At 61.8% G+C, this 20,353-nt stretch carries 18 protein-coding genes; 5 read left to right on the forward strand and 13 right to left on the reverse strand.

What is annotated here, in order from left to right; translation table 11 throughout:
• Window positions 1–13: 13 nt before the first annotated feature.
• The 6 genes from IB272_RS21300 to IB272_RS21325 form a co-directional block, all read right to left on the reverse strand.
• Complete coding sequence (locus tag IB272_RS21300) at window positions 14–904, reverse strand: dihydrodipicolinate synthase family protein (protein WP_192444969.1); 891 nt, start codon at window positions 902–904, stop codon at window positions 14–16.
• Between the two features lie 28 nt (window positions 905–932).
• Window positions 933–2,552: an ABC transporter ATP-binding protein gene (locus IB272_RS21305; protein ID WP_060518061.1), complete on the reverse strand. Its 1,620-nt coding sequence runs from the start codon at window positions 2,550–2,552 to the stop codon at window positions 933–935.
• Window positions 2,545–3,468, reverse strand: a complete 924-nt coding sequence (locus IB272_RS21310) for an ABC transporter permease (RefSeq protein WP_192444970.1) — start codon at window positions 3,466–3,468, stop codon at window positions 2,545–2,547. The genes IB272_RS21305 and IB272_RS21310 overlap by 8 nt, the downstream gene beginning before the upstream one ends.
• A gap of 10 nt (window positions 3,469–3,478) precedes the next feature.
• Window positions 3,479–4,393: an ABC transporter permease gene (locus IB272_RS21315; RefSeq protein ID WP_060603520.1), complete on the reverse strand. Its 915-nt coding sequence runs from the start codon at window positions 4,391–4,393 to the stop codon at window positions 3,479–3,481.
• 87 nt (window positions 4,394–4,480) lie between these two features.
• Window positions 4,481–5,980, reverse strand: a complete 1,500-nt coding sequence (locus IB272_RS21320) for an ABC transporter substrate-binding protein (RefSeq protein ID WP_060518063.1) — start codon at window positions 5,978–5,980, stop codon at window positions 4,481–4,483.
• A 26-nt stretch (window positions 5,981–6,006) separates the two neighbouring features.
• A complete protein-coding gene (locus IB272_RS21325; RefSeq protein WP_063979509.1) occupies window positions 6,007–6,876 on the reverse strand; it encodes a DMT family transporter in 870 nt (289 codons plus the stop codon).
• Between the two features lie 230 nt (window positions 6,877–7,106).
• Here IB272_RS21325 and IB272_RS21330 point away from each other — a divergent pair, with 230 nt between their 5' ends.
• From IB272_RS21330 to IB272_RS21340, 3 genes are read left to right on the forward strand one after another with little or no spacing between them, the layout of a single operon-like run.
• On the forward strand, window positions 7,107–8,303 hold the full coding sequence (locus tag IB272_RS21330) for an exo-alpha-sialidase (RefSeq protein ID WP_192444972.1): 1,197 nt from the start codon (window positions 7,107–7,109) through the stop codon (window positions 8,301–8,303).
• A complete protein-coding gene (pdxA, locus tag IB272_RS21335) occupies window positions 8,300–9,256 on the forward strand; it encodes a 4-hydroxythreonine-4-phosphate dehydrogenase PdxA (RefSeq protein WP_060580796.1) in 957 nt (318 codons plus the stop codon). The genes IB272_RS21330 and pdxA overlap by 4 nt, the downstream gene beginning before the upstream one ends.
• A 4-nt stretch (window positions 9,257–9,260) precedes the next feature.
• Window positions 9,261–10,379, forward strand: a complete 1,119-nt coding sequence (locus tag IB272_RS21340; RefSeq protein WP_192444974.1) for an iron-containing alcohol dehydrogenase — start codon at window positions 9,261–9,263, stop codon at window positions 10,377–10,379.
• A 58-nt stretch (window positions 10,380–10,437) separates the two neighbouring features.
• Here IB272_RS21340 and IB272_RS21345 read toward each other — a convergent pair whose 3' ends face one another.
• The 3 genes from IB272_RS21345 to IB272_RS21355 form a co-directional block, all read right to left on the reverse strand.
• Window positions 10,438–11,139 carry a FadR/GntR family transcriptional regulator gene (locus IB272_RS21345; protein WP_034796126.1) on the reverse strand — a complete coding sequence of 234 codons (702 nt, stop codon included), beginning with the start codon at window positions 11,137–11,139 and terminating at the stop codon, window positions 10,438–10,440.
• Window positions 11,140–11,142: 3 nt separating this feature from the next.
• The gene (locus IB272_RS21350; protein WP_090426900.1) at window positions 11,143–12,171 is read right to left on the reverse strand and encodes a four-carbon acid sugar kinase family protein; all 1,029 of its coding nucleotides are present in this window, start codon (window positions 12,169–12,171) and stop codon (window positions 11,143–11,145) included.
• A 332-nt stretch (window positions 12,172–12,503) separates the two neighbouring features.
• Window positions 12,504–14,648: an OmpA family protein gene (locus tag IB272_RS21355; protein ID WP_192444976.1), complete on the reverse strand. Its 2,145-nt coding sequence runs from the start codon at window positions 14,646–14,648 to the stop codon at window positions 12,504–12,506.
• 464 nt (window positions 14,649–15,112) lie between these two features.
• Here IB272_RS21355 and IB272_RS21360 point away from each other — a divergent pair, with 464 nt between their 5' ends.
• A complete protein-coding gene (locus tag IB272_RS21360; protein ID WP_246802698.1) occupies window positions 15,113–15,379 on the forward strand; it encodes a hypothetical protein in 267 nt (88 codons plus the stop codon).
• Window positions 15,380–15,422: 43 nt separating this feature from the next.
• Here the strand turns inward: IB272_RS21360 and IB272_RS21365 are convergent, their stop codons facing one another.
• Both IB272_RS21365 and IB272_RS21370 read right to left on the reverse strand, forming a co-directional pair.
• A complete protein-coding gene (locus IB272_RS21365; RefSeq protein ID WP_090426905.1) occupies window positions 15,423–16,340 on the reverse strand; it encodes a nucleotidyl transferase AbiEii/AbiGii toxin family protein in 918 nt (305 codons plus the stop codon).
• Window positions 16,330–17,175, reverse strand: coding sequence for a type IV toxin-antitoxin system AbiEi family antitoxin domain-containing protein (locus tag IB272_RS21370; protein WP_090426908.1), 846 nt, complete (start codon window positions 17,173–17,175; stop codon window positions 16,330–16,332). The genes IB272_RS21365 and IB272_RS21370 overlap by 11 nt, the downstream gene beginning before the upstream one ends.
• Before the next feature lie 463 nt (window positions 17,176–17,638).
• Between IB272_RS21370 and fdxA the strand changes: the two genes are divergently transcribed.
• Window positions 17,639–17,977, forward strand: a complete 339-nt coding sequence (gene fdxA, locus IB272_RS21375; protein ID WP_034796100.1) for a ferredoxin — start codon at window positions 17,639–17,641, stop codon at window positions 17,975–17,977.
• A 56-nt stretch (window positions 17,978–18,033) separates the two neighbouring features.
• Here fdxA and IB272_RS21380 read toward each other — a convergent pair whose 3' ends face one another.
• Together IB272_RS21380 and IB272_RS21385 are read right to left on the reverse strand one after the other, a co-directional pair.
• Complete coding sequence (locus IB272_RS21380) at window positions 18,034–19,299, reverse strand: amidohydrolase family protein (RefSeq protein WP_192439354.1); 1,266 nt, start codon at window positions 19,297–19,299, stop codon at window positions 18,034–18,036.
• A gap of 128 nt (window positions 19,300–19,427) precedes the next feature.
• Complete coding sequence (locus tag IB272_RS21385) at window positions 19,428–20,351, reverse strand: LysR family transcriptional regulator (RefSeq protein ID WP_034796085.1); 924 nt, start codon at window positions 20,349–20,351, stop codon at window positions 19,428–19,430.
• Window positions 20,352–20,353: the final 2 nt, after the last annotated feature.

Here is a 20,353-nt window from a genome sequence, read left to right on the forward strand (position 1 = left end):
TCGCCTGCGTGTCTTAGAGCCGCTGGAGAAGGCGGTAGCGTTCAAGGATTTCAGCGATCTGTTCGTCCTGTGCCTTGTTTGGCAGAAGTGCTGGCTGTCGGCTTGCGCCGACAGATGCATCCTGCAGGTAGAGGGCGCGCTTGACCATCGCCGGAGCAAAGCCGAGTGCATAGAGGTCGGTCCGAAAGGCAGCAAAGGTTGCCTGCTGCTTCTGCGCTTCGACAATGTCGCCGGCATTGAAGGCCTTCAAGATACCTGCAAGCACATCCGGCATGGCGTTGCCGAGGCCCGAGATGCAGCCAGCCGCACCATTCTGCAGTGCCCAGAGCACGAGATGATCGGGGCCGGAGTAGACTTCGAAACCATCGACCTCGTTGGCAATCTGCAGATAGGCTTCCAAAGTTTCTTTCGCGCCGCCGGAATCCTTGATGCCGGCAATGTTGCCGTGGCCGGCAAGGGCGCGCGCCGTGTCGGGCTCGATATGGTTCTGCGTACGGGCGGGTATGTCATAGAGGTAGACTGGCGTCTTCACGGCATCGGCGACGGTCGAGAAATGACGGACAAGGCCATCCTGGGTGCAGGCAATGAAGAACGGCGTGATCACTGCGATCCCGTCGACGCCGATCCGGTCGAATTCTCGGGCGAGCTTTACCGTCTCGAAGGTGGCCGGCATGCCGGCATTGACGATCACCTTGACGCGGCCGCCGACCTCGTCGACCACCTCCTCCGTCAGGCGCACCTTTTCCTCGTATGTCAGCGCGGTGAAGTCACCGTTGGTTCCGGCGCACATGACGTTGTTGCCGGCTGCGACCTGTCGGCGGACCTGGGCGCGCGTCGCCTGGTAGTTAATGGTCTCGTCGTCGTTGAAGCAGGTCACGAGGGCGACGAAGGCTTGCTTGGTCATGCGGATTTTCCTCTCAATGGACGGCGCCTCAGGACGCGCGCTGAAGACGGGCGGCGCGATGAGCGGCCTGGACGTCGGGATCGGGGTCGAGGCCGGCTGCAAGCAGCGCACGCGTATAGTCTTGCTGCGGCGCGTCGAACACCTCGCGCACCGTGCCAAGCTCGACGATGTTGCCCTTCTGCATGACCATGACGTGGTCGGCAAAGTCGCGCACCACCGGCAGATCGTGGGCGATGAAGATAAAGGCGATACCCATTTCCTTGCGCAGCCGGTCGAGCAGCGCGATCACCTGCGCCTGCACCGAAACGTCAAGCGCCGAGACCGCCTCGTCGCAGATGATCAGCTGCGGCTCGAGTGCGAGTGCGCGGGCAATTGCGATGCGTTGGCGCTGGCCGCCGGAAAACTGATGTGGGTAGCGGCCCATGTGCTCCGGGCCGAGACCGACCTGCACAAGAAGATCAGCCACCCGCTCGCGCCATTTCGCCTTGGGCAAGATATCCGAATGAATGACCCAGGCCTCGGAAATGAGCTGGTAAACGGTCATACGCGGATTGAGCGACTGCGTCGGGTCCTGGAAGACCATCTGCAGGTCGCGGCGCAGCTTGTAGAGTTCCGTGGGCGACATCGTGAAGAGGTCGCGGCCCTTCCACAAGGCGCTGCCACTATCCGGTTCGTCGAGGCGAAGCAGGATGCGCGCCAGCGTCGACTTGCCTGACCCGCTCTCGCCGACGACGGCCATGGTCTCGCCGGGCATGAGGTCGAAGGACAGGCCCTTAAGCGCCTCGAAGGAGCCATAGCGTTTGCGCACGTCGCGAACTGAAAGAACGGGTTCGGCGCGAGCGGCTGGCACATGCATCTCGCCCTTGCCTGGAGCGGCGGCAATCAGCTTCTTGGTATAGGGATGCTGCGGGTTCTTGTAGACCTCGCGCACCGTGCCGGCTTCGACCAGGACGCCTTTTTCCATCACCACCACGCGATCGGCGATCTCCGCGACCACGCCGAGGTCGTGGGTGATGATGAGGACCGCCATGCCGGTCTCTCGCTGCAATTCCTCAAGCAGCGCGAGCACTTCGGCCTGCACGGTGACGTCGAGCGCCGTCGTCGGCTCATCGGCGATCAGGAGATCTGGCCTGAGTGCCAATGCCATCGCAATCATGACGCGCTGGCGCTGGCCGCCGGAGAATTCGTGCGGATATTTGTCGAGCGAGCGCTCCGGGTCGGGGATGCCGACCCGGGTCAACAGCCGCAACGCCTCGGAAGCGGCTTTCGCGGCGTCGGTCCCGTGGGTGGTGAGCGCCTCGCGGATCTGCCAGCCCACGGTATAGACCGGGTTGAGATGGCTCAGCGGGTCCTGGAAGATCATGGCGATACGGCGCCCGTTGACCTTTCGCCTTTCCTGCGCCGGCATTGTCAGCAGGTCGACGCCGTCGAGCAGGATCTCGCCCGAGCTGATGCGTCCCGGCGGCATGTCGATCAGGTTCATGATCGCCGAGGAGGAGACCGACTTGCCGGATCCGCTCTCGCCAAGGATTGCGAGCGTCTCGCCACGGTCGAGATGGTAGGAGATATTGCGGACCGCTTTCACGACGCCGACTGCGGTGTGGAATTCGACCGACAGGTCGCGAACTTCCAGGAGATGGTCAGCCATTCTTGCGACCTTTCATTTCAAGACGCCAGCGCTGCACTGGGTCGAGCGCGATGCGCAGCCAGTTCGATAAGAGGTTTAGCGACAGTGTGGTAAGGATGATCGCAAGGCCGGGCCAGAACGAAAGCCACCATGCGTTGGTGAGGTACTGACGTCCCTGCGAGATCATCAGGCCCCAGGTGATTTCCGGCGGCTGGATGCCGATACCGAGGAACGAAAGCGCGCTTTCGGCCAGCATCACATAGGCGAAGTCGAGCGTCGCAAGCGTCGTCAGCGTCGGCAGCACGACAGGCAGAATGTGGCGGAACAGGATGCGCTTGCTTGATGCGCCCATCACGCGCGCGGCCTGCACGAACATGCGTTCACGGATTTCCAGCACTTCGGCGCGTGTGGTTCGCAGGTAAACCGGGATGCGTGTGATCGCCAGCACCAGCATGAGGTTCAGGATCGACGAGCCGAGAATATAGAGAACGATGACTGCGATCAGCAGCGACGGAAAGGACATGATCACGTCCGCGAGCCGCATGATGATCTGATTGACGCGCGGCGAGGAAAAGCCGGCGACAAGGCCGAGGAAGGTGCCGACGGTTGCTGAAAGCGCGACGGCACCGGCGGCCACCATCAGCGTGTTCTGGGTGGCAACGATGATGCGGGCAAGCAGCGGCCGCCCGAGGGCATCGGCCCCCATCCACCAGACCCAGCCGCGCTCCCAGTCGAAAGGCACGGCGTTGCGGCCTCTAAGGTTCTGTTTGGTCGCGAGATCGCCGAGCCAGGTCGGCCCGATGATTGCGATGATGAGAACGAAAAGCAGGAAGATCGCGGCGCAAAGCGCGAATTTGTCGGCAAGCAGCATGCGAAACATGCGGGTGGCAAAGCGCGGTTCTTCGGTAACAACGGTATCGGCGGTCTGCAGGGTCATGGTCCCCTCCTCAGTGCCGGATGCGCGGATCGAGCAGCGCGTAGGCCAGATCGATCAGCAGGTTCATGAGGAAGATCGCCAGCGCCGTGACGAGGATGGCGGCGAGCACGACGTTGAAATCGCGCTGCAAGATGGAATCGATCATCAGCTTGCCGACGCCCGGAAACCCGAAGATCGTCTCGACGATTACCGCGCCGTTCAAAAGGCTCGCGGCCTGGTCGCCAATGACGGTGATGACCGGCAGCATGGCGTTGCGCAGCGCATGCACGAAGATGATCGGCCCGGATTTGACGCCCTTGGCGCGCGCCGTCTTCACATAGGCCGAAGAAAGCGCCCCGATCATCGAGCCGCGCACCACCTGGACGATGATGCCGAAAGGCCGGATGAACAGAACCGAGATCGGCAGGATCCAATGAAGCAGCGACCCCGTGCCCGAAGTCGGTAGCCAGGCGAGGTTTACCGAAAAGACGACGATCGCGACGATGGCGATCCAGAAATCGGGAACGGAAGCGCCGACCAGCGAGATCAGCGAGGAGAGCCGATCGAAGAAGCCTCCAGCGCGGAAGGCGGCAAGCGAACCGACGACGATCGCAGCACCAGCGACCAGCGTCATGGTGATGACTGCGAGCCAGAGCGTCCAGGTGAAGGCCTCAAGCACCACGTCCAGAGCAGGACGCGCCTTGCGCAGGGATTCGCCAAAATCGCCGGTGACGACGTCGCTGACATAGCGTCCGAACTGCACCAGCATTGGATCGTTCAAGCCATGCAGCTCGCGGAATTGCGCCTTCATCTCTGCGGAGGCTTCGACCGGCAGGAACAAGGCGGCCGGATCACCTGTCAACCGCGACAGGAAGAAGACCATGACGAGCAGCCCGACGAGCGAGATCAGACTGGCCACGGCGCGTTTTCGAACGAATTTCAGCATGGCGCCCTCGAAGAAATCCGGCGGCGGGATCAGCCCACCGCCTTGATTGCTGTTGTGACTGGCGAACCTGTCGTTCGCCAGGGCAGATTACTTGATCTTGATCTCCGAGAGCTGCAGCGTCCCGTTGGTCGCCATCGTCGGCTTGAATTCGAGCCGCTCGGAAACGCGGGAGAAGCCTACCATGTGGAAGAGCAGGACGTCGGCAACGACATCGTCATGCACATAGGCGATCAGTTCCGACCAGAGCTTGGCACGCTCGTCGCCGACGGCAGCCGACGCGCGCTTGATCAGGTCATCGACCTTCGGATCGGAGAAGCCGGACTGGGTGCCTTCGGTTGCGTATTTGAAGAACATCGAGAACGACGGATCGCCCTTGGAATTGTCGTGCATGGCGGCAACGATCTGCGGGCCGCGACCTTCCTTGAAGGGCTTGGAATAGTACTGCTCGTGCTCGGCGACCTCGACGAATTTCAGCTCGACCTTGAAGCCGACTTCCTCAAGCTGCGCCTGAATGGCCTCCATGATCTCGGTCACGTTCGGAAAGTTTGCAGAACGGGCGATGATGGTGATGGGCGTGTCGACTTTGACGCCATCGGCCTTGGCTTCCTCAAGCAGCTTCTTTGCCCCTTCCGGATCGTAGGGGAAGACCTTTACGTCGGGGTTCCAGCCAAGCGTCGGTGGCGGCACGATCGCGGTGGCGAGCAATGCACTTTCGGGAACCAGGGTACCGAGGAAGGCCTGGCGGTCGATGGCGACGTTGAGCGCGCGGCGGACACGAACGTCGTTCAGCGGTTCGATGTTGTGATCGATGCGCAGGTAGACGGTTTCGCTGTCGAGGTAGGAAAAGTCCGTTGCCGGGTTCGTGGCATCGAGCTGCGAGATCGACGGCGAAAGGTCGGCTTCGCCGGTCTGCACCATGGCTGCGCGCACCGACGGGTCGGCGCGGAACAGATAGGTGGCTTCCGTCACTTCGGGCTTTGCGCCCCAATAGTCGTCACGGCTGGTCAGCACGATCTGCTGGCCCGGCGTCCAGTTGGTCAGCTTGTACGGACCGGTGCCGACCGGTTCGCGCACGAACTCAAGCGGCGTTTCCTCCGGTACGATCGTGACGAGAGACATCAGCAGCGGCAGGATCGGCTGAACCGGATCGGCCTTGAAATCGATGGTGTAGTCGTCGACGACCGTCGGGGTCACGGTGATGCCGCCGAAGTAGCGGCGCGATTCACAGGTGTTCTTGTCGCTCATGATGCGATCGAAGCTGTGCTTGACGTCCTTGGCGTCAAAGGTCGTGCCGTCGGAGAACTTGACGCCCTTGCGCAGGTGGAAGCGCCAGCTGCTGTCTTCGTTCTGCTCCCATTTTTCGGCCAGGCGCGGCATGACGCCCTTGTCACTGCGAACGTCGAGTTCGGTCAGCGTTTCGCTGACGTTCTGCATGATGACGCGGCCGATGTTCGAGCGCGTGGCCATGCAGGGCTCCAGCAGGTCGGCCTCCTCGGCCAGCACGATCTTAATGGGGCCGGACCCGGCGAATGCGGGCGACAGGGCCGAACTCAACATGAGTGCACTCAAGACAAATAATTTCTTCACGGCATTTCCTCCCTAGTGAAATTCGTTCAGCTGGATGTTGCTTTTCCGGATCGCGCGGCAATTAGCGCCGCGCAACCGATGAGCCCGCCGCCGCAAAGGGTGGTGAGGGCGATCTGTTCGCCAAAAAGCGCGAAGCCGCCGAGCGCCACGAGCGGCAAGCGCAAAAAATCGACCGGCGCGACGATCGTGGCGGGCGCGAGTGAAAAAGCATGGGTCATCATACCCATGCAGGCAGTTCCCACGACACCCTGCAGCGCCAGAAGCGTCATCTCCCTCGCCCCAGGCATGGTCCAGAACGGCAAGGCGAAAAGAAGCGCGATCGGAACGGTCAAAAGGAGATTCCAGACGACCAGCGTTGAGGTCTTATCGCCCTTCGACATGGACTTCAGGATCAACTGAATGGTCGACTGGAGCATCGCGCCAGTGAGGGCGAGAAGGATGGCGAGACTGAAGCCGGTTCCCGAGGGGCCGATGATCAGCATCGCGCCGCCAAAACCGAGCACCACCGCACCGATCATAGCCGGGCCAGGCCTTTCGCCCAGCGCCAGTGCGGCACCGAGCAAAAGGAAGATCGGCGACATGAAAGCGATGGCCGTCACGTCAGCAAGCGGCCCCCAGCTGAAGGCAGCGAAGAAGGCGACCATGGCGAGCAGCTTGAAGCCGGCACGGACCGCATGCTGACGCAAGGGGTGGCTCGACTTGAGCACCGATGGGCGCAGGGCAACAAAAGGCAGAAGGATGAGCGCGCCGAAGAAAGCGCGGAAGAAGCCGATGACGAAAGGATGCACGGCGCCGTTCAGCGCCCGCACGATCACCGCGTCGGCGGCAGCAAGGATCGCTGCACCAACCGCGAACATGACCGCCATCTTAGCCCCCTTCGGGCTAGCTTCCAGCATCAGACCTCCTCCCGGCATCCTCTTGCCGGCTTGTTCAGACCATCCACCTTTCACCAAAGTTTGTCAAATTAATTCGCGATGTAAGTTTTGTATGGAAATAATCACAATGAATATTTCAGTAAAATCAGTGCGTTATGCGTCCAAATAAACGGGCACATGTCTATTTGTAACTTTATCAAACTTGACAACTTTGAAAATTGGGTGATTTTCGAAGCACACAGGAGGAACTCATGGACCCTGAAGAAATCGCCCGCAGCATGAATGGCCTGCTTCAAACCGTGTCGCCCGAGCGTATGGAAGCGCTGTTGCCGTCGCCGATGATCCAGAACCATGCAGCCTTCCTGCATCTGCTTTCAGACGGCGCGCTCGCCTGTGCCTGGTTCGGCGGCACGCTCGAGGGCAAATCGGACATTTCCATCTTTGCTTCGGTGCTGCCCAAGGGGGCGACGCAATGGGGACCGCCGCAGCGCCTGAGCTTCGATGCCGCGCATTCGGAGCAAAACCCGGTGCTCTTCACTGCGCCCGATGGCAGGTTGTGGCTCTTTCACACCTCCCAACCCTCAGGCAATCAGGACGAGTGCCGGATCCGGATGGCTGAGGTCCGCCGCGATGCTTCCGATCCGCTGGTACTAGCGACCGGCGAAGGCCGTTACCTGGACCTTCCCCGTGGCTGCTTCATCCGCGCGCCGCTCGTGGTGCGCGGTGACGGCGCGTGGCTGCTGCCGATCTTTCGCTGCGTTCAGCGCCCCGGGCAGAAGTGGAACGGCAGCCATGATACGGCAGCCGTCGGCATTTCGCTTAATCAGGGCGAGACCTGGCAACTGGAAGAACTGGATCAGTCCATTGGCTGCGTGCACATGTCGCCGGTGTCGCTTGGCGAAGGCCGTCTTGCTGCCTTTTTCCGCCGGCGGCAGGCCGACTGGGTCTACAGGACCGAGAGCCTCGATGATGGCCGCTCCTGGTCCAGGCCCGAGGCCAGTGACATCCCGAACAACAATTCCTCGATCGCCGCTCTCAGTCTGAAAGACGGCCGGATCGCGATGATCTGCAACCCCGTAAGCGCGGCCGACACCGCCGAACGACGCACGTCGCTTTATGACGAGCTCGGCGAGGACGACAACCGCCCGGACGCCGACCCCACGGGCGGTTGCGTTCCGATCTGGGGTGTCCGGCGCGCGCCAGTCTCTCTTTGCCTCTCTCAAGATGGCGGCAAGACATTTCCCGTGCGCCTGCTGATCGAGGACGGCCCCGGGACATGCCTTTCCAATGACTCGACCGACGGCCGCAACAAGGAGATGTCCTATCCCTGGCTGCTGGAGGGGCCGGACGGCGCCATGCACCTTGCCTACACCTACCACCGGCGCACCATCAAATATGTCCGCCTGGCCCCTGGCTGGGACCACGCTGACCAACGGAGACCTTCATGAGCAATATCATCGGCATAACCATGGGCGACCCGTGCGGCGTCGGCCCCGAGATTTCGGTGCGCGCGCTGGCCGACATGTCGCCGCAAGAACGCGATACGGTCCGGATCTACGGCAATCTCGCGACGCTCGAAGCGGCCCGCGCCGCTCTCGGCCTTGAGGTTGATCTCACCGGACATGTCGTCGATCTGCCGATTGAAGGTGCGCCGCTTGCCTGGGGACAGCTGAGCCCTGTCGCCGGCGACGCGGCCTTTCGCTTCATCGAAAAGGCAGTGCGCGACGCAGAAGCCGGTGTGATCGGTTGCATCGTCACGGCGCCCATCAACAAGGAAGCGCTGAACCTTGCTGGTCACCACTATGACGGCCACACCGGAATGCTGCGCAGCCTCACGGGCTCCAAGGCCGCCTACATGCTGCTTGCCTCCGAGCGCCTCAAGGTCATCCACGTTTCCACCCACGTGGCGCTGCAGGAGGCGATCCGACGCTCGACGACCGAACGGGTGCTCGCCACGATCCGCGCCGGCGACGCTCACTTGAAGCGTATCGGCTACGTAGCGCCCAAAATCGCGGTCGCCGGCATCAATCCCCACTGTGGCGAAAATGGCCTGTTCGGCACCGAGGATGACGACCAGATCGTGCCGGCCGTTGCGCAAGCACGCGCGGAAGGCATCGATGCCTACGGGCCGATTTCAGCAGATACGGTGTTCCATCGCGCCTATTCGGGCGCCTTCGACCTCGTGGTCGCGCAGTATCACGACCAAGGGCACATCCCCGTGAAGCTCGTCGCCTTCGACACCGCCGTAAACGTCTCGGTGGACCTGCCGATCGACCGAACCTCGGTCGATCACGGCACGGCCTTCGACATCGCCGGCAAGGGGATCGCCAACCACGGCAACATGAACTCCGCCATCGCCTATGCCCGCAAGTTGGTGGCAGGCGACGCCAAGCGAGGATGACACCATGACCATCGCTCCCATCACCCTTTATCAGCCGCGCCGCCTCGCCGTCGGCGCCGGCACAATCGCAGAGGTCGGCGCCTGGGCGGCCGATGCCCGTTCAGTGCTCGTCATCGCCACGCCGATCACCGCAGGCTTCGTCGACCGCCTGAAGCTTTCCGGCCGCGTTGCGGTGTTCGACGCCATCCCGGGCGAACCCGATGTCGACACGCTCGATGCCGCACTCGACTTCGCGCGCCAAAACAGCCCGGACCTCATCGTCGGCCTTGGGGGCGGATCGGTGCTCGACGTCGCCAAGCTTGTCGCCGTGCTTTGGAACTCCGAGCAGACGCTTGCCGATGTCGCCGGGCCAAACCGCGTACTCGGCCGCAACACGCGCCTGGCTCAGGTCGCAACGACCGCCGGCACCGGCTCGGAAGCCGGGATCCGCTCGCTCATCACCGACCCGGTCAAGGGAAACAAGATCGCGGTCGAAAGCCCGCACATGATTGCCGACCTGGCTGTTCTCGATCCGGAACTCACCTATTCCGTGCCGCCGGCGGTAACCGCCGCCACCGGCGTCGACGCCATGGCCCATTGCGTGGAAGCCTTCACCAATCGCCGCGCCCATCCGATGATCGACGGCTTTGCCCGAATGGGCTTCAAGCTCGTGGGCAAACATCTCGCCCGCGCAGTCAGGGATGGAGCCGATACCGAGGCGCGAGAAGGGATGATGCTTGCTTCCTACTACGGCGGCATCTGCCTTGGGCCGGTCAATACCGCGGCTGGCCATGCCATCGCCTATCCGCTCGGAACGCGGCTTCGCCTGCCCCACGGATTGGCAAACGCCATCATCTTTCCGCATGTGCTCGCCTTCAACCAACCGGTTGCCGCGGCCAAGACGGCAGAAGTCGCAAAGGCGCTTGGTCTCGGCGAAAATCTCTCCTCCCAGGAACTCCTGGGCGCTGCCCGTGGCTTCTGCCGTGATCTCGGCATCGAGATGTCGCTTGCCGCTCACGGCGCAAGTGCCGACGACTTGCCGCTTTATGCAAGCGAGGCCCATGCCAACCGAAGGCTCATGGACAACAACCCGAGCGATATGAGTGTGGAGGACGTGCTTGCCGTCTACAAGGCAGCCTTTTGATCCATAGACCATGCAAAAAACAAAACCCCGGCGTCTGCCGGGGTTTTTGCTTTGTCGATTACTTGGTCGCTTGGAACAGACGTTCGCGGGATCCGGAAAGGTGGTCATGCATGAGTTGTCTCGCCTTTACGCCTTCACGCGCGGCAATCGCTTCCGCGATCGCTTCGTGCTCCCCGAAAACGCGCGTCAGCCCGGTCGTCTCCCGTTTGACCGAGGCGCCATGAAACCGCATCCCGACCGCGATGTGATCCTTGAGCGCTTCCATTGCCGTGAAAAAATAGCTGTTCTGGGCCGCACGTGCGATCGCAAGATGAAACTGGAAGTCCGCATCCTCCCGGTGCGATTGCCGGTTGGTGGCGTCCCGCATCAGTTCCAACGCCTGGCGGATGGCGGACAAGCTGGCCGCGTCATGCCGCTCGGCAGCAGCCTGCGCGGCAGCCGGCTCGACCGTCAATCGGAACTCGTAGCAGTTCAGAAGATCGGCGACGTTTTCCAGTTGTCCGAAGCCCAGCGGCTCACGCATGCCGACAGCACGAACGAAACTGCCGGCGCCGCGGCGTGAATAGATGAAACCCTGCTCGCGCAGCCGGCGCAACGCCTCTCGAATGATCGGACGGGAAACCTCGAATTCACTTGCCAGTTCGTGCTCGGTCGGCAAGCGCTCGTCCGGCTTGTAGGCGCCGGACTTGATCGCACGGTGCATGCGCTCAAAGACGAGATCGCCGAGGCTCTTGCGTGCTGTTCCGTTCTCCAGTCCCATCCGTCATCCCATCTTGCGAAGGACAGCCTCCGCGATTTCCTTAAGCGTATCCGGCGCGCCGAATCCGCCGGACTTGGCAATGATGCAACGTCCATCGACCTCAGCCAAGCCCAGGCCGGGCAGGCACTCGCCCAGCAGGCGAAAACGCTGGATGCCCATTTTCCTCAAAACTGCCTCTGCAGTTGCACCGCCAGACAGAAGCAGTGTCCCTGCCCGTTCGACAAGGCCCGGACAGACGCTCTCGGCAAGCGCCTCGGAAACGGCCTCCGGCGTCACCTCCCCTTCACCCGGCACCGCCTGAACGAGCGTGATTGCGCCGCCGGTGTCGTCTGCGGCCGAAAGCCGCCCGTTGGGCGCGGGCAAATAGGATAAGGCAAGGTCGTTGCGAAGCGTGTCGATCTGGGCAAGGGTAATCGGGTCTCGGGACCCAATGACGAACAAAGCCCTACCGGCAATCACCTGGGCAGCCCGCGGTTGTTGACCGCCACTCATCCGTTCGGCAAGCGCCTCGGCCAGACCGCGCGCTCCAATCAGCAGATCCGTACCACTTCTTTCCGCATTCTCAAGCAAGGCGCGCATCTCGGCTTCAGTGGATACGTCCGGGATGATGGCCTTGGCCGCATGCCGGCCGAGCTTCTCGGCAACGGAGATGGGCACATCTACTCCGAAGCCTTGCACGCTGCCGGACATGACAACCCGACCGAAGGCCGGGATGGCGGGCGCCACGAGCGCCGATCCGAAAGACATTGCGTCGAGTTCGGCGACGATGTTGCCCTTAAGACGGGAGTCGACCTTCTTGAAGATGCGCGAACCCGAAGGCAGCGCAGCGAGCGTGGCAACTGTTCGTTGCCGGGCGGATGCGGGGCTGTGTTCTCGCGATCCGAGATTGACCGAAACCACGTCCGGCCCCGTTTTCAGGACATCATCGATCGCTTCGGGCGCCAAAGCGACTTCGACATAAAAGCCCCTCGCGGCAAAGGGCGCCGCGGCATCCAGAGCGCCGGTCAGATCATCAGCGACAATGACGAGCATCTCAAAATCCAGACGATTTGTTGTTATCTTCAATTGTCCATTTTATATTGAAATGTCAACATTTTTTGGAAGGAAATTACAAATTAGGCGCACTCTGCCGCGGCCGATGTTAGGCATCGGTTCTCGTCCTTGAGCTTCCGTGTGCCTATTTTCAGGAAGCGCTCGCCATAGCCTGGCAACGGCAGGTTTCCCGGCGTGATGCCATAAGCCTCGATCACGAGGACTGCGACGGTTTTCGCCGCTCTCGTCTAAGGGCGCCACGTCATAGGACCGAACAACGCTGAGCTTCCCGGGCGCCGTCGCGAACGCATGGTGGCTGGACGCCGCGAGCGTTATCGCTGTGCGACTGGGCGTACCAGTGGCGTCACGCGTCGGATGGTCACGCGGCGGTTCTCTTCCTCCGGCTCGGGCGTACTGATCTTGAGGAAACGCTCGCCGTAGCCTTGCGTCACCAGGTTCTCCGCCGGGATGCCGTAGACTTCCGTCAGGAGGACCGCGACGGACTCGGCACGCTCGTCGGAGAGGACGAGGTTCGACCGGTCGGAACCGACAGCGTCCGTGTGCCCCTCGATGAAAAAGGTTTCACCGGGATCCTTGCCGAGCACCTTCTGCATGGCGTCGGCGACCGTTCGCAGCGTCTTTGCCTGTGACATCGACACTTCGGCGCTGCCGGTTTCGAAATGGATCGTGTCGAGATCGATGCGCCGGACCTTGTCACGGAGACGGGCCGAATTGCGGACTTCATCGATGGAATAGACACGCTCCACGCGCTCGACCGGCGGTTCGGACAGAAACGCGTAGTAATCTCGATCCGGCTCCTGCGAATAGTCGACGATGTAGTCATCGACCGGGATCGTCAGGCGCATCGGCGGCAGGTCATAGCCGACGTCGACGATCGCCGGGCGCCTTTCGTCCTGATAGTCCGGCGCGTACATCAACACATATTCGTTGCCGTCGCTGTCGACGCGCGAGCGCTGCAAGACGTCACCGTAACGGTTATAGACGGTGACGATCCGGTAGCCGCCCGGGCGCACGATCGTTTCACGCACGCGGCCGCGCGGAAGCTCGTCGTAGTACGCCTCCCGCGCGCCGTGGCGCAGGCGCGGACGATCATCACCACGCACGAAGATCTGGTCGCCGACGCCAAGGACGACGCGATCGTCGAGCCTCTCGACCACGTGCACCTCAGTCACCTCATTGTTCGTGGTGTTGTTGACAGTCCTGTTGTTGATCACCGTATTGTTGATGACGGTCTTGTTGACGATGTTCGTCGTGTCCGGAACCGCGAAGGCTGGCGCCGCGTCAACGCGTCGACCTTCCTCCTTGATCCCGGCCTCGATCCTCTGCGGGGCCGCCTGCCGCACGTCGGCCGGGATTTCAGCCTGGGCCGCGGCGTCATCTGTCGGCGGCGCTATGTTCTTCCCCTGGACGCGCAATTCTTCGCGCTGCTTGCGCCGAGCCTCGCGCCCCTGGTTGCCGCCGGACTTGTCGGCGTCCTTGTCACTATCGAGCACGGCCGCGCCGTTATCGACCGGAAGCACAACGGTTTCGTCGGTCGCCGCCGGATCCTGGGCGATCTTTCGCTTGTCTGCCTTCGTGCGCTTGTCGACGACAACAGGTGCAGGCTTGGCCAGAGGCTCCTCACTCTGGCGCTGCTCGGCCGTCGCGGGCTGTTCAGACCCTGGAACGGGCTGCGGCTCACTCTCACCGGTCTGTGGCGCCGGCTTTTGCTCTTCCGGCTGCTGGCGTTCAGCTTGCTGCTTGCGCTTCTTGGGCACCGGTACCTGCGCTTCCCCAGCGTTCTGCGGAGTGCTCTCATCTATAGCGGGTTGCTGTCCTTCTGCCTGCTCTTTGCGCTTCTTGCGTTCAGGTGCTTGTTGTTCCTCAGCCTGCCGCGGAGCGCCTTCCTCTATGGCGGGTTGCTGTTCTTCTGCCTGCTGCTTGCGCTTCTTGCGCTCGGGCGCCTGTTGCTCTTCAGCCTGTCGCGGCGCGCCTTCTTCTATGGCGGGTTGCTGTTCTTCCGCCTGCTGCTTGCGCTTCTTGCGCTGAGGCGCCTGTTGCTCTTCAGCCTGCCGCGGAGCGCCTTCCTCGATGGCGGGTTGCTGTTCTTCTGCCTGCTGCTTGCGCTTCTTGCGTTCGGGCGCCTGTTGTTCTTCTGCCTTCCGTGGCGCGCTTTCCTCGGTACCGGGCTGCTGTTCTTCAGCCTGTTGCTTGCGCTTCTTGCGAGACGGCTCTTCTGCCTGGCGCTGCGGCTCCTCGGCCTGCGGTTGCTGCTGTTCTACCTGCCCTTCCCCCGCGTCCTGCTGCTTCTTGCGCTTCCTGAGCAGCAGCAAATCCTCGGGTGACTGCTGGTCGACGCCTTCCTGAGCGACCTGGAACGGCGTCCTCAGGCTCTCGGCCAGCGCCGGCTGTATCACGAATGATGCGGCGAAGACTGGAAGGGCCACCGTTGCGAAAAGTTTGGAAGGCATCGACATGATTTTCACTCCTGTTACTGGGAGACCCGAGCGCCCGTTGGCGCTGTACGAACGGCGCGCCTTACGACGCGGCACAAGCGGGGCCATCACCCGAGCCTCCGACTTTTGTGGCCGTCAAAGGCTAGTCCCAACGCAGCAGCGAGCGAACGGTTCCGCCCAGCAGACCCTATTGCGAAACTGCCAACTGCAGGGTCGGGCGGCCGGTCCCGGGAAACGGAAAGGCAAAAATGAGGAGTATCGGCCAGGTGTACGAGCAGCCGTGATCACAAAGATGGCTGTCGGTCGTGGCGATCCACTTGAGCGGCCGCCAGCCGCGACGCAAGCCGATCCGGATTGCCGTTCAGTAGAGGCGCGAGGCGGCATTGGGCATGCTGGGGTTCGATAGCCCCATCGGCGGAGCAGACGTCCGTCCTGTTGATCCTGGATGAAGTGGTGTCGGCAAAAAACTCTCTCCGCCGCCACCATTGCTCGCGGAGCTCTCCGGCACGCCGGAAGGCCGCCAGGTGCTGGAAGAGGCCAAGGCCCTGGCCCGCGCTCTTGAGCGACGTCTTGGCAGTTCGGATCCGCGAAGTTTCAAGAAGGAGCTCGATCGTCTGGGGTTGAAAGATCCGGCCGTAGTCGACCGCATCAAGGACGTCGCCAGCCTTGTCAATAGGACACACTGGGCGGAGTTGAGCCGGGCCTATGAACTCACGTGCGGGCTGAAGAAGGGACTGGGCTTGGGCATGTGAGGCATGTCGGCGATGTGAGATACCCAGAACCGCTGAGCCAGATTTAAGAAAGAATGCCCTGTATTTCACGGCGCTGTTCGAGGTGTTTCGCGGGGTTCTGTTCCTTCAGCTTTACGAGGTTGAGGACCTTCCAGCGGACAGCCGGAAGCTCCGCTGCCTGTGGAAGGCCGATCGCGTCGAAATCGGGCTCGCCGTCATGGAGCGTTAGAAGGAACCGCATGGCCTTTTCATCCAGCCTTGCGAGAATATCGCCGGCCAATCGGTTCCTCACCCCTTCCAACTCGTTAAGGCTGACTGCTTCCGATGTCATGCCCTCGAACTCTTTTACGAAAGCCTCGTCGAGCTTCACGAGCGAGGGACGCACCAATTCGTGCGGCGGTCGGCCGGAGCTTGCGACATAAACGAGGAACGTGTGAAACAACGCATCTGTCAGACCTTCATTCTCGTACAGCAGCTTCACGTCGAACAAGTCACGTGGATGCTGGCGGTCGACAGCTGCATGCAGCTTGCCGCCGAAAAGGTCCTCGAACGAAACGACCTGCATTTCCGCAAAGCCGAATTCGTCTTCGACCGCTTCGCTCACGCGTCGTAGTTCAGGCGGGTGGACCGTCCCTCTGGCGACCGGCGAGGTCTCGATCTTGATTTCGGCGCCTCCTTGCCGGACGAGGACGCGCGTGTCGTTGTTGCCTCCGCCGGCTATCCTCTGCACCGTGACACCCCGGAGGTTTCGCAGTAGGTCGTCGCGGATTTGCTCGAGTGTGGTGTCGATACCTTTCAGCGTCGTCTCGCGATCCTCGATCGGGAGATAGGTCAGATCAATATCGACTGATAGTCGCGGCATGTCGCGGTAGAAGAGGTTGATCGCCGTGCCACCTTTAAGGGCAAAGGTTTCCTGACGTGCAATGAAAGGAAGGGTCTTCACCAGGAGTTCCACTTGCCGCATATATTGCTCACGCGCCACGGGGCGTCTCCTTTGGCATCAGCTCGTCTGGAATGGTGATTCGGTAAGCCGGGTGAAGCCGACCACCTGGGGTGAGTGCTCGGTCGCCCGTGCCGAGATCGATCGCCGACATGTCGATGTGCCTGCGCCAGGCGTGCCCGTGCTTGTCTGCATAAACGAAGAAGAGGCGCTTGGTCTTTACACTTCGGCACTCCGCCAGAAGTCTTGTCAGCAGCTTCGGGCGCAGATTGGCCAGGCTCTCGAACGCCATGTCGACGGTGTGGAAGCTTTCGCTCTTTGGCAGCTCATCGAGCATTTCGATGATCGCGCGTTCAGGAGACGACATCGGGATCGGCCAGCGCCACGGGCTCAGGGCGAGCTCGCCGTCGGCATCGTCCGATAGATTGAAATCAGAATGTTCAACGCCGAGGGCCGCGTCTCCAAACAAATTGGCGCTTCTGGTCAGGATCCGCGCATCGGTATGCAGTTTCGACAGCCACAACGGAATGTCGGAGCCGTAGAGGCAAAGAACGAACTCGCCGCTGAGCGAGAGATAGTGACTGTGGCCCCGCAGGGAGAGAGCACTTGCCCCGCCAACGTGGAATTTGTGCCGCATCAGCCATACGGCCGAAAGCAAAGGGATCTTCCATCCCGTAACGGCATCCGGGTTCGTGTCTGGCGAAAATGGACGTCGATAGAGGCCCGTCAATGCTGGTTCCAACCAACCGCGTTTGACGTAGCCCGAAACCGATTGTCGCGAGATGGCGTGACGAGCCATCCACGCAGTGTCCACCAGGAATCCAGGTGGCACGGCTTGGAGAAGCTGCTTTAGCTTTGTCTCGCTTTGTCCACTCATGTTTGACATTGTAGCGCGTCTGTAAAGTTATCGCCACTGATACTTTAATGAAAGCTGCAAATGTCAATTGAAAATTGACAAAAATCGGCAAATCCAAAGTAGGTCGTCCGTTTTTTCTCTCGGTTTTGATAGCCGCAATCAACGCGCCCGGGAATCGTTGGCCTGTTGTCTTCTCGTCCCGTTGCCACCACGAGATCGGATCGCGACAACTGCCGCAGCGATCACCGACGCCTCTCAACCGAGCTCGCATTCGGGATTGCCGGCTCTCTCTACGTTCGGGCGATCACGCGCGTTCCACGGCTCGCGCTTGTGCAGCACTTCGCCATGGCGACAGGCCCAAGCACGAAAGAACGGGCCCCGGACGTTGCCTTTTTGGCAATCGACCTTGCGAATATCTGTGCTTCTTCGGCAAGGGAAACTCTGAATAATTGGCCGTGCAAACAACTCTTCAGAGATCCGCAAGATGGCCTATGTCATTACCGAACCCTGCATCGACGTGAAGGATGGCGACTGCACCGCCGCCTGCCCTGTGGACTGCATTTACGAGGGTGGCCGCACCTTCTACATCCACCCCGACGAATGCATAAATTGCGGGCTCTGTCTTTCGATCTGTCCCGTCGATGCCATTGCCTGGGATCAGGAGATACCAAACAACCAGCGCCACTTCATCGCTGTGAACAAGGAGTTCTTCGGGTCCGATGTCACGGGGATGGGGTCGCCCGGCGGCTGGAGCAAGGAGTGCTCCACGACGCAGGACCATCCTTTCGTTGCCGCATTCGAGAAGGCAGCCGCGATCGCTTAGCAAGTCCGCCCCCTATAGGAGACCAGAGGGTGACGCCTACCGCCTTGTCGCCGCGCTCACCAGCTGGCGTAATAGGCCCTTGTTGCCGCGGCCAGTTTGGTCACGCGTCCGCGCTCGGCGGTCAGCCGCGGAAGGTCAGCGCGCGCCTGCTGCAGGAGTTCGGCCCGGGCAGCCTCGAAATCGACCCGGGTCAACCGTCCATCGCACAGGATCTCCTGTCCGCCGACATAGAGCGCCTTTGCATGCGCGGCGGTCATCCGGGTAAGCAGCACCTCCGCTTCATCCAGGTCGTCCATCAGGCTGTCGGCAATCAGCGCAGCATAGTCCACGAGCACCAGGTCTTCGTTCGCCGGGGCGTTCACCACCTTGGCGCCGACATGGATCGCGGCATCGAAGACACGTCCCGCCGTAAGGGTTCGCGTCAGGTCGCGGCCGCCATGCAGCAGATGGGCAAGGCGCAATTCGCGCCAGAGATCCTGGTCATCGTCAAAGCCCGTTCCGTCGAGGCCGAACGCGAAAGCGGGGCCGCTTGGCGGAATGGTGGCGACCGGCGCCACGCCTGAACGCAGGCGCAAATTCGCCGACGGGTTCGAAACGAGCTGCACGCCACGCGCAGCCAGCAGCTCCAACTCGTCCGGTCGCAGCTGGACGCCGTGGGCGACGGCGAGGCGGGGCGACAGGAAGCCGATCTCGTCGAGGTATCGGACAACCCCTTGCGGAAAGCGCCGATCCAGCCATTGCCTCTGCTTCGGGCTTTCAAGGAGATGCATGTGAATGCGCCGGCCGGTTGCGTGAGAGGCCTCGGCGATCGCTTCGAGCAGTGTATTGGAACACCATTGCGGCCCGATCGGACCATACTGCACATCGATCAACGGACTTGTGTTGGCCGCAGCGACCGCGTCGGCTGCCGAGATCTGCACCGATGGCGACGCATAGCTCGGGATCGAGCCGCTGAGATCGTCCCAGTCTGCCGGATCAAGATATGGCCGCAATCGCTGAGGCCCGCCGTCATAGGCCCACGGATCGTTGTCGAGAAGCGGGCAGGAAAGCGCAAGCCTAATGCCTGCGTCGCACGCCGCGCGCATGACCGCGCCTGCCTCGTCGACGAGACGGTCGATGTTCAAAGAATTATGGCAATGCATGGTCGCGCCGACGCCCGTTTGCGCCAACCTTGAGAAGGCCACCAGCGCTTCCAGATAGGGCTCGGTTCGCGGTCGAAGCCGAAGTCCCGGGATCCACACTTCCAGGGCATCGTCCGCGTTGCCAAAATCGAGCGTGCGGATGCCATAACCATGGTCATGGGCGTTGACGGGCGGCGGCATAAGCAAAGCACCGGCCGGGATCGTCGTCCATGAGGCGCCCTCAGGCAAATGATCCAACAGATTTTGCGTGCGCCCTGCGGCCTCGTGGCCCGGTCGCAAGAGAAGTCGCCCGGGAACGGATGCTGTATTCACGGATGGATCGCCTCCATGATCTGGTCGCTGAACCTCTGCAGTTCCGCGCCGACAAATTCGATGACGGCTTCCGCCGCATGCGTGCGCTGCCGGCGTCGCTGCACCAGAATCCCGACATGCAGGTTCTGAAGGCGCGAGCCGGAAAGCGGTATGGCGACGAGATCGCCCGATCTGATCTCGGCGAGGAAACCGATCGGCGTGAAGAAAGCCACGCCCTGACCGGACAGGATGAAAGGTTTGAGCATCATCTGGCTGTTCGAGAGAACAAAAGGCCGCCCGGTCCGCTCGAAGACCGAGAGTTCGATTTCGATGAGCGAGCGGATCGGTTGCGTGTCGAGTTGCAGGAGAAGGTCGTACTGGGCGCATTCGGCAAGCGAAACCTGCCGCTGTTTGGCCAGCGGATGTTCCCGTCCGACGAAGGCCATCAGCGGCATCGGCACGCGAAAGAGCATCTCGGTATCGTCAGGCCGGGCCAGATCGAAGGTCAGGCCCATATCGACATCGCCCTCGGCGACCAGGCTGCTGATATTGCCGTGGCCGGCGGTGTGGATGTGAAAGCTCACGCCGGGATGGATACTGTGGAACGCGTTGACCATGTCCGGCAGGAATTGGATCGCCAGGCTATCGAGGCAGGACATCTGCACCCGACCGGTCTTTTTCCCCTGCAGGGCGCCGAGGTCGCTGCGCAGCAGTTCGAAATTTTCCAGCGTCACCCGGGCGTGGCGCAGCACGTTTTCCCCGGCAACTGTCAGCCTCAAGCCATTCGAAAGCCGCTCGAAGAGCGCGATCCCGAGTTCGTCCTCCAGTTTCTTGATCTGCCGGCTGACCGCCGAGGATGCGACATGAAGCTCCTCGGAGGCCTTGCGAATGGACCCGGACCGCGCGACCGAGACGAAGTATTTCAGGATGCTGGCGTGCATTC

Origin of the sequence: Ensifer sp. ENS08 (assembly GCF_014852195.1) — a bacterium.
GTDB lineage: Bacteria > Pseudomonadota > Alphaproteobacteria > Rhizobiales > Rhizobiaceae > Ensifer > Ensifer adhaerens.

What these genes read in the sequence shown, in the direction of transcription:
- IB272_RS21300 (WP_192444969.1), bottom strand. Translation starts at nt 904, where the DNA reads ATGACCAAGCAAGCCTTCGTCGCCCTCGTGACCTGCTTCAACGACGAC.
- IB272_RS21305 (WP_060518061.1), bottom strand. Translation starts at nt 2,552, where the DNA reads ATGGCTGACCATCTCCTGGAAGTTCGCGACCTGTCGGTCGAATTCCAC.
- IB272_RS21310 (WP_192444970.1), bottom strand. Translation starts at nt 3,468, where the DNA reads ATGACCCTGCAGACCGCCGATACCGTTGTTACCGAAGAACCGCGCTTT.
- IB272_RS21315 (WP_060603520.1), bottom strand. Translation starts at nt 4,393, where the DNA reads ATGCTGAAATTCGTTCGAAAACGCGCCGTGGCCAGTCTGATCTCGCTC.
- IB272_RS21325 (WP_063979509.1), bottom strand. Translation starts at nt 6,876, where the DNA reads ATGCTGGAAGCTAGCCCGAAGGGGGCTAAGATGGCGGTCATGTTCGCG.
- IB272_RS21330 (WP_192444972.1), top strand. Translation starts at nt 7,107, where the DNA reads ATGGACCCTGAAGAAATCGCCCGCAGCATGAATGGCCTGCTTCAAACC.
- pdxA (WP_060580796.1), top strand. Translation starts at nt 8,300, where the DNA reads ATGAGCAATATCATCGGCATAACCATGGGCGACCCGTGCGGCGTCGGC.
- IB272_RS21340 (WP_192444974.1), top strand. Translation starts at nt 9,261, where the DNA reads ATGACCATCGCTCCCATCACCCTTTATCAGCCGCGCCGCCTCGCCGTC.
- IB272_RS21345 (WP_034796126.1), bottom strand. Translation starts at nt 11,139, where the DNA reads ATGGGACTGGAGAACGGAACAGCACGCAAGAGCCTCGGCGATCTCGTC.
- IB272_RS21350 (WP_090426900.1), bottom strand. Translation starts at nt 12,171, where the DNA reads ATGCTCGTCATTGTCGCTGATGATCTGACCGGCGCTCTGGATGCCGCG.
- IB272_RS21355 (WP_192444976.1), bottom strand. Translation starts at nt 14,648, where the DNA reads ATGTCGATGCCTTCCAAACTTTTCGCAACGGTGGCCCTTCCAGTCTTC.
- IB272_RS21370 (WP_090426908.1), bottom strand. Translation starts at nt 17,175, where the DNA reads ATGAGTGGACAAAGCGAGACAAAGCTAAAGCAGCTTCTCCAAGCCGTG.
- fdxA (WP_034796100.1), top strand. Translation starts at nt 17,639, where the DNA reads ATGGCCTATGTCATTACCGAACCCTGCATCGACGTGAAGGATGGCGAC.
- IB272_RS21380 (WP_192439354.1), bottom strand. Translation starts at nt 19,299, where the DNA reads ATGCCGCCGCCCGTCAACGCCCATGACCATGGTTATGGCATCCGCACG.
- IB272_RS21385 (WP_034796085.1), bottom strand. Translation starts at nt 20,351, where the DNA reads ATGCACGCCAGCATCCTGAAATACTTCGTCTCGGTCGCGCGGTCCGGG.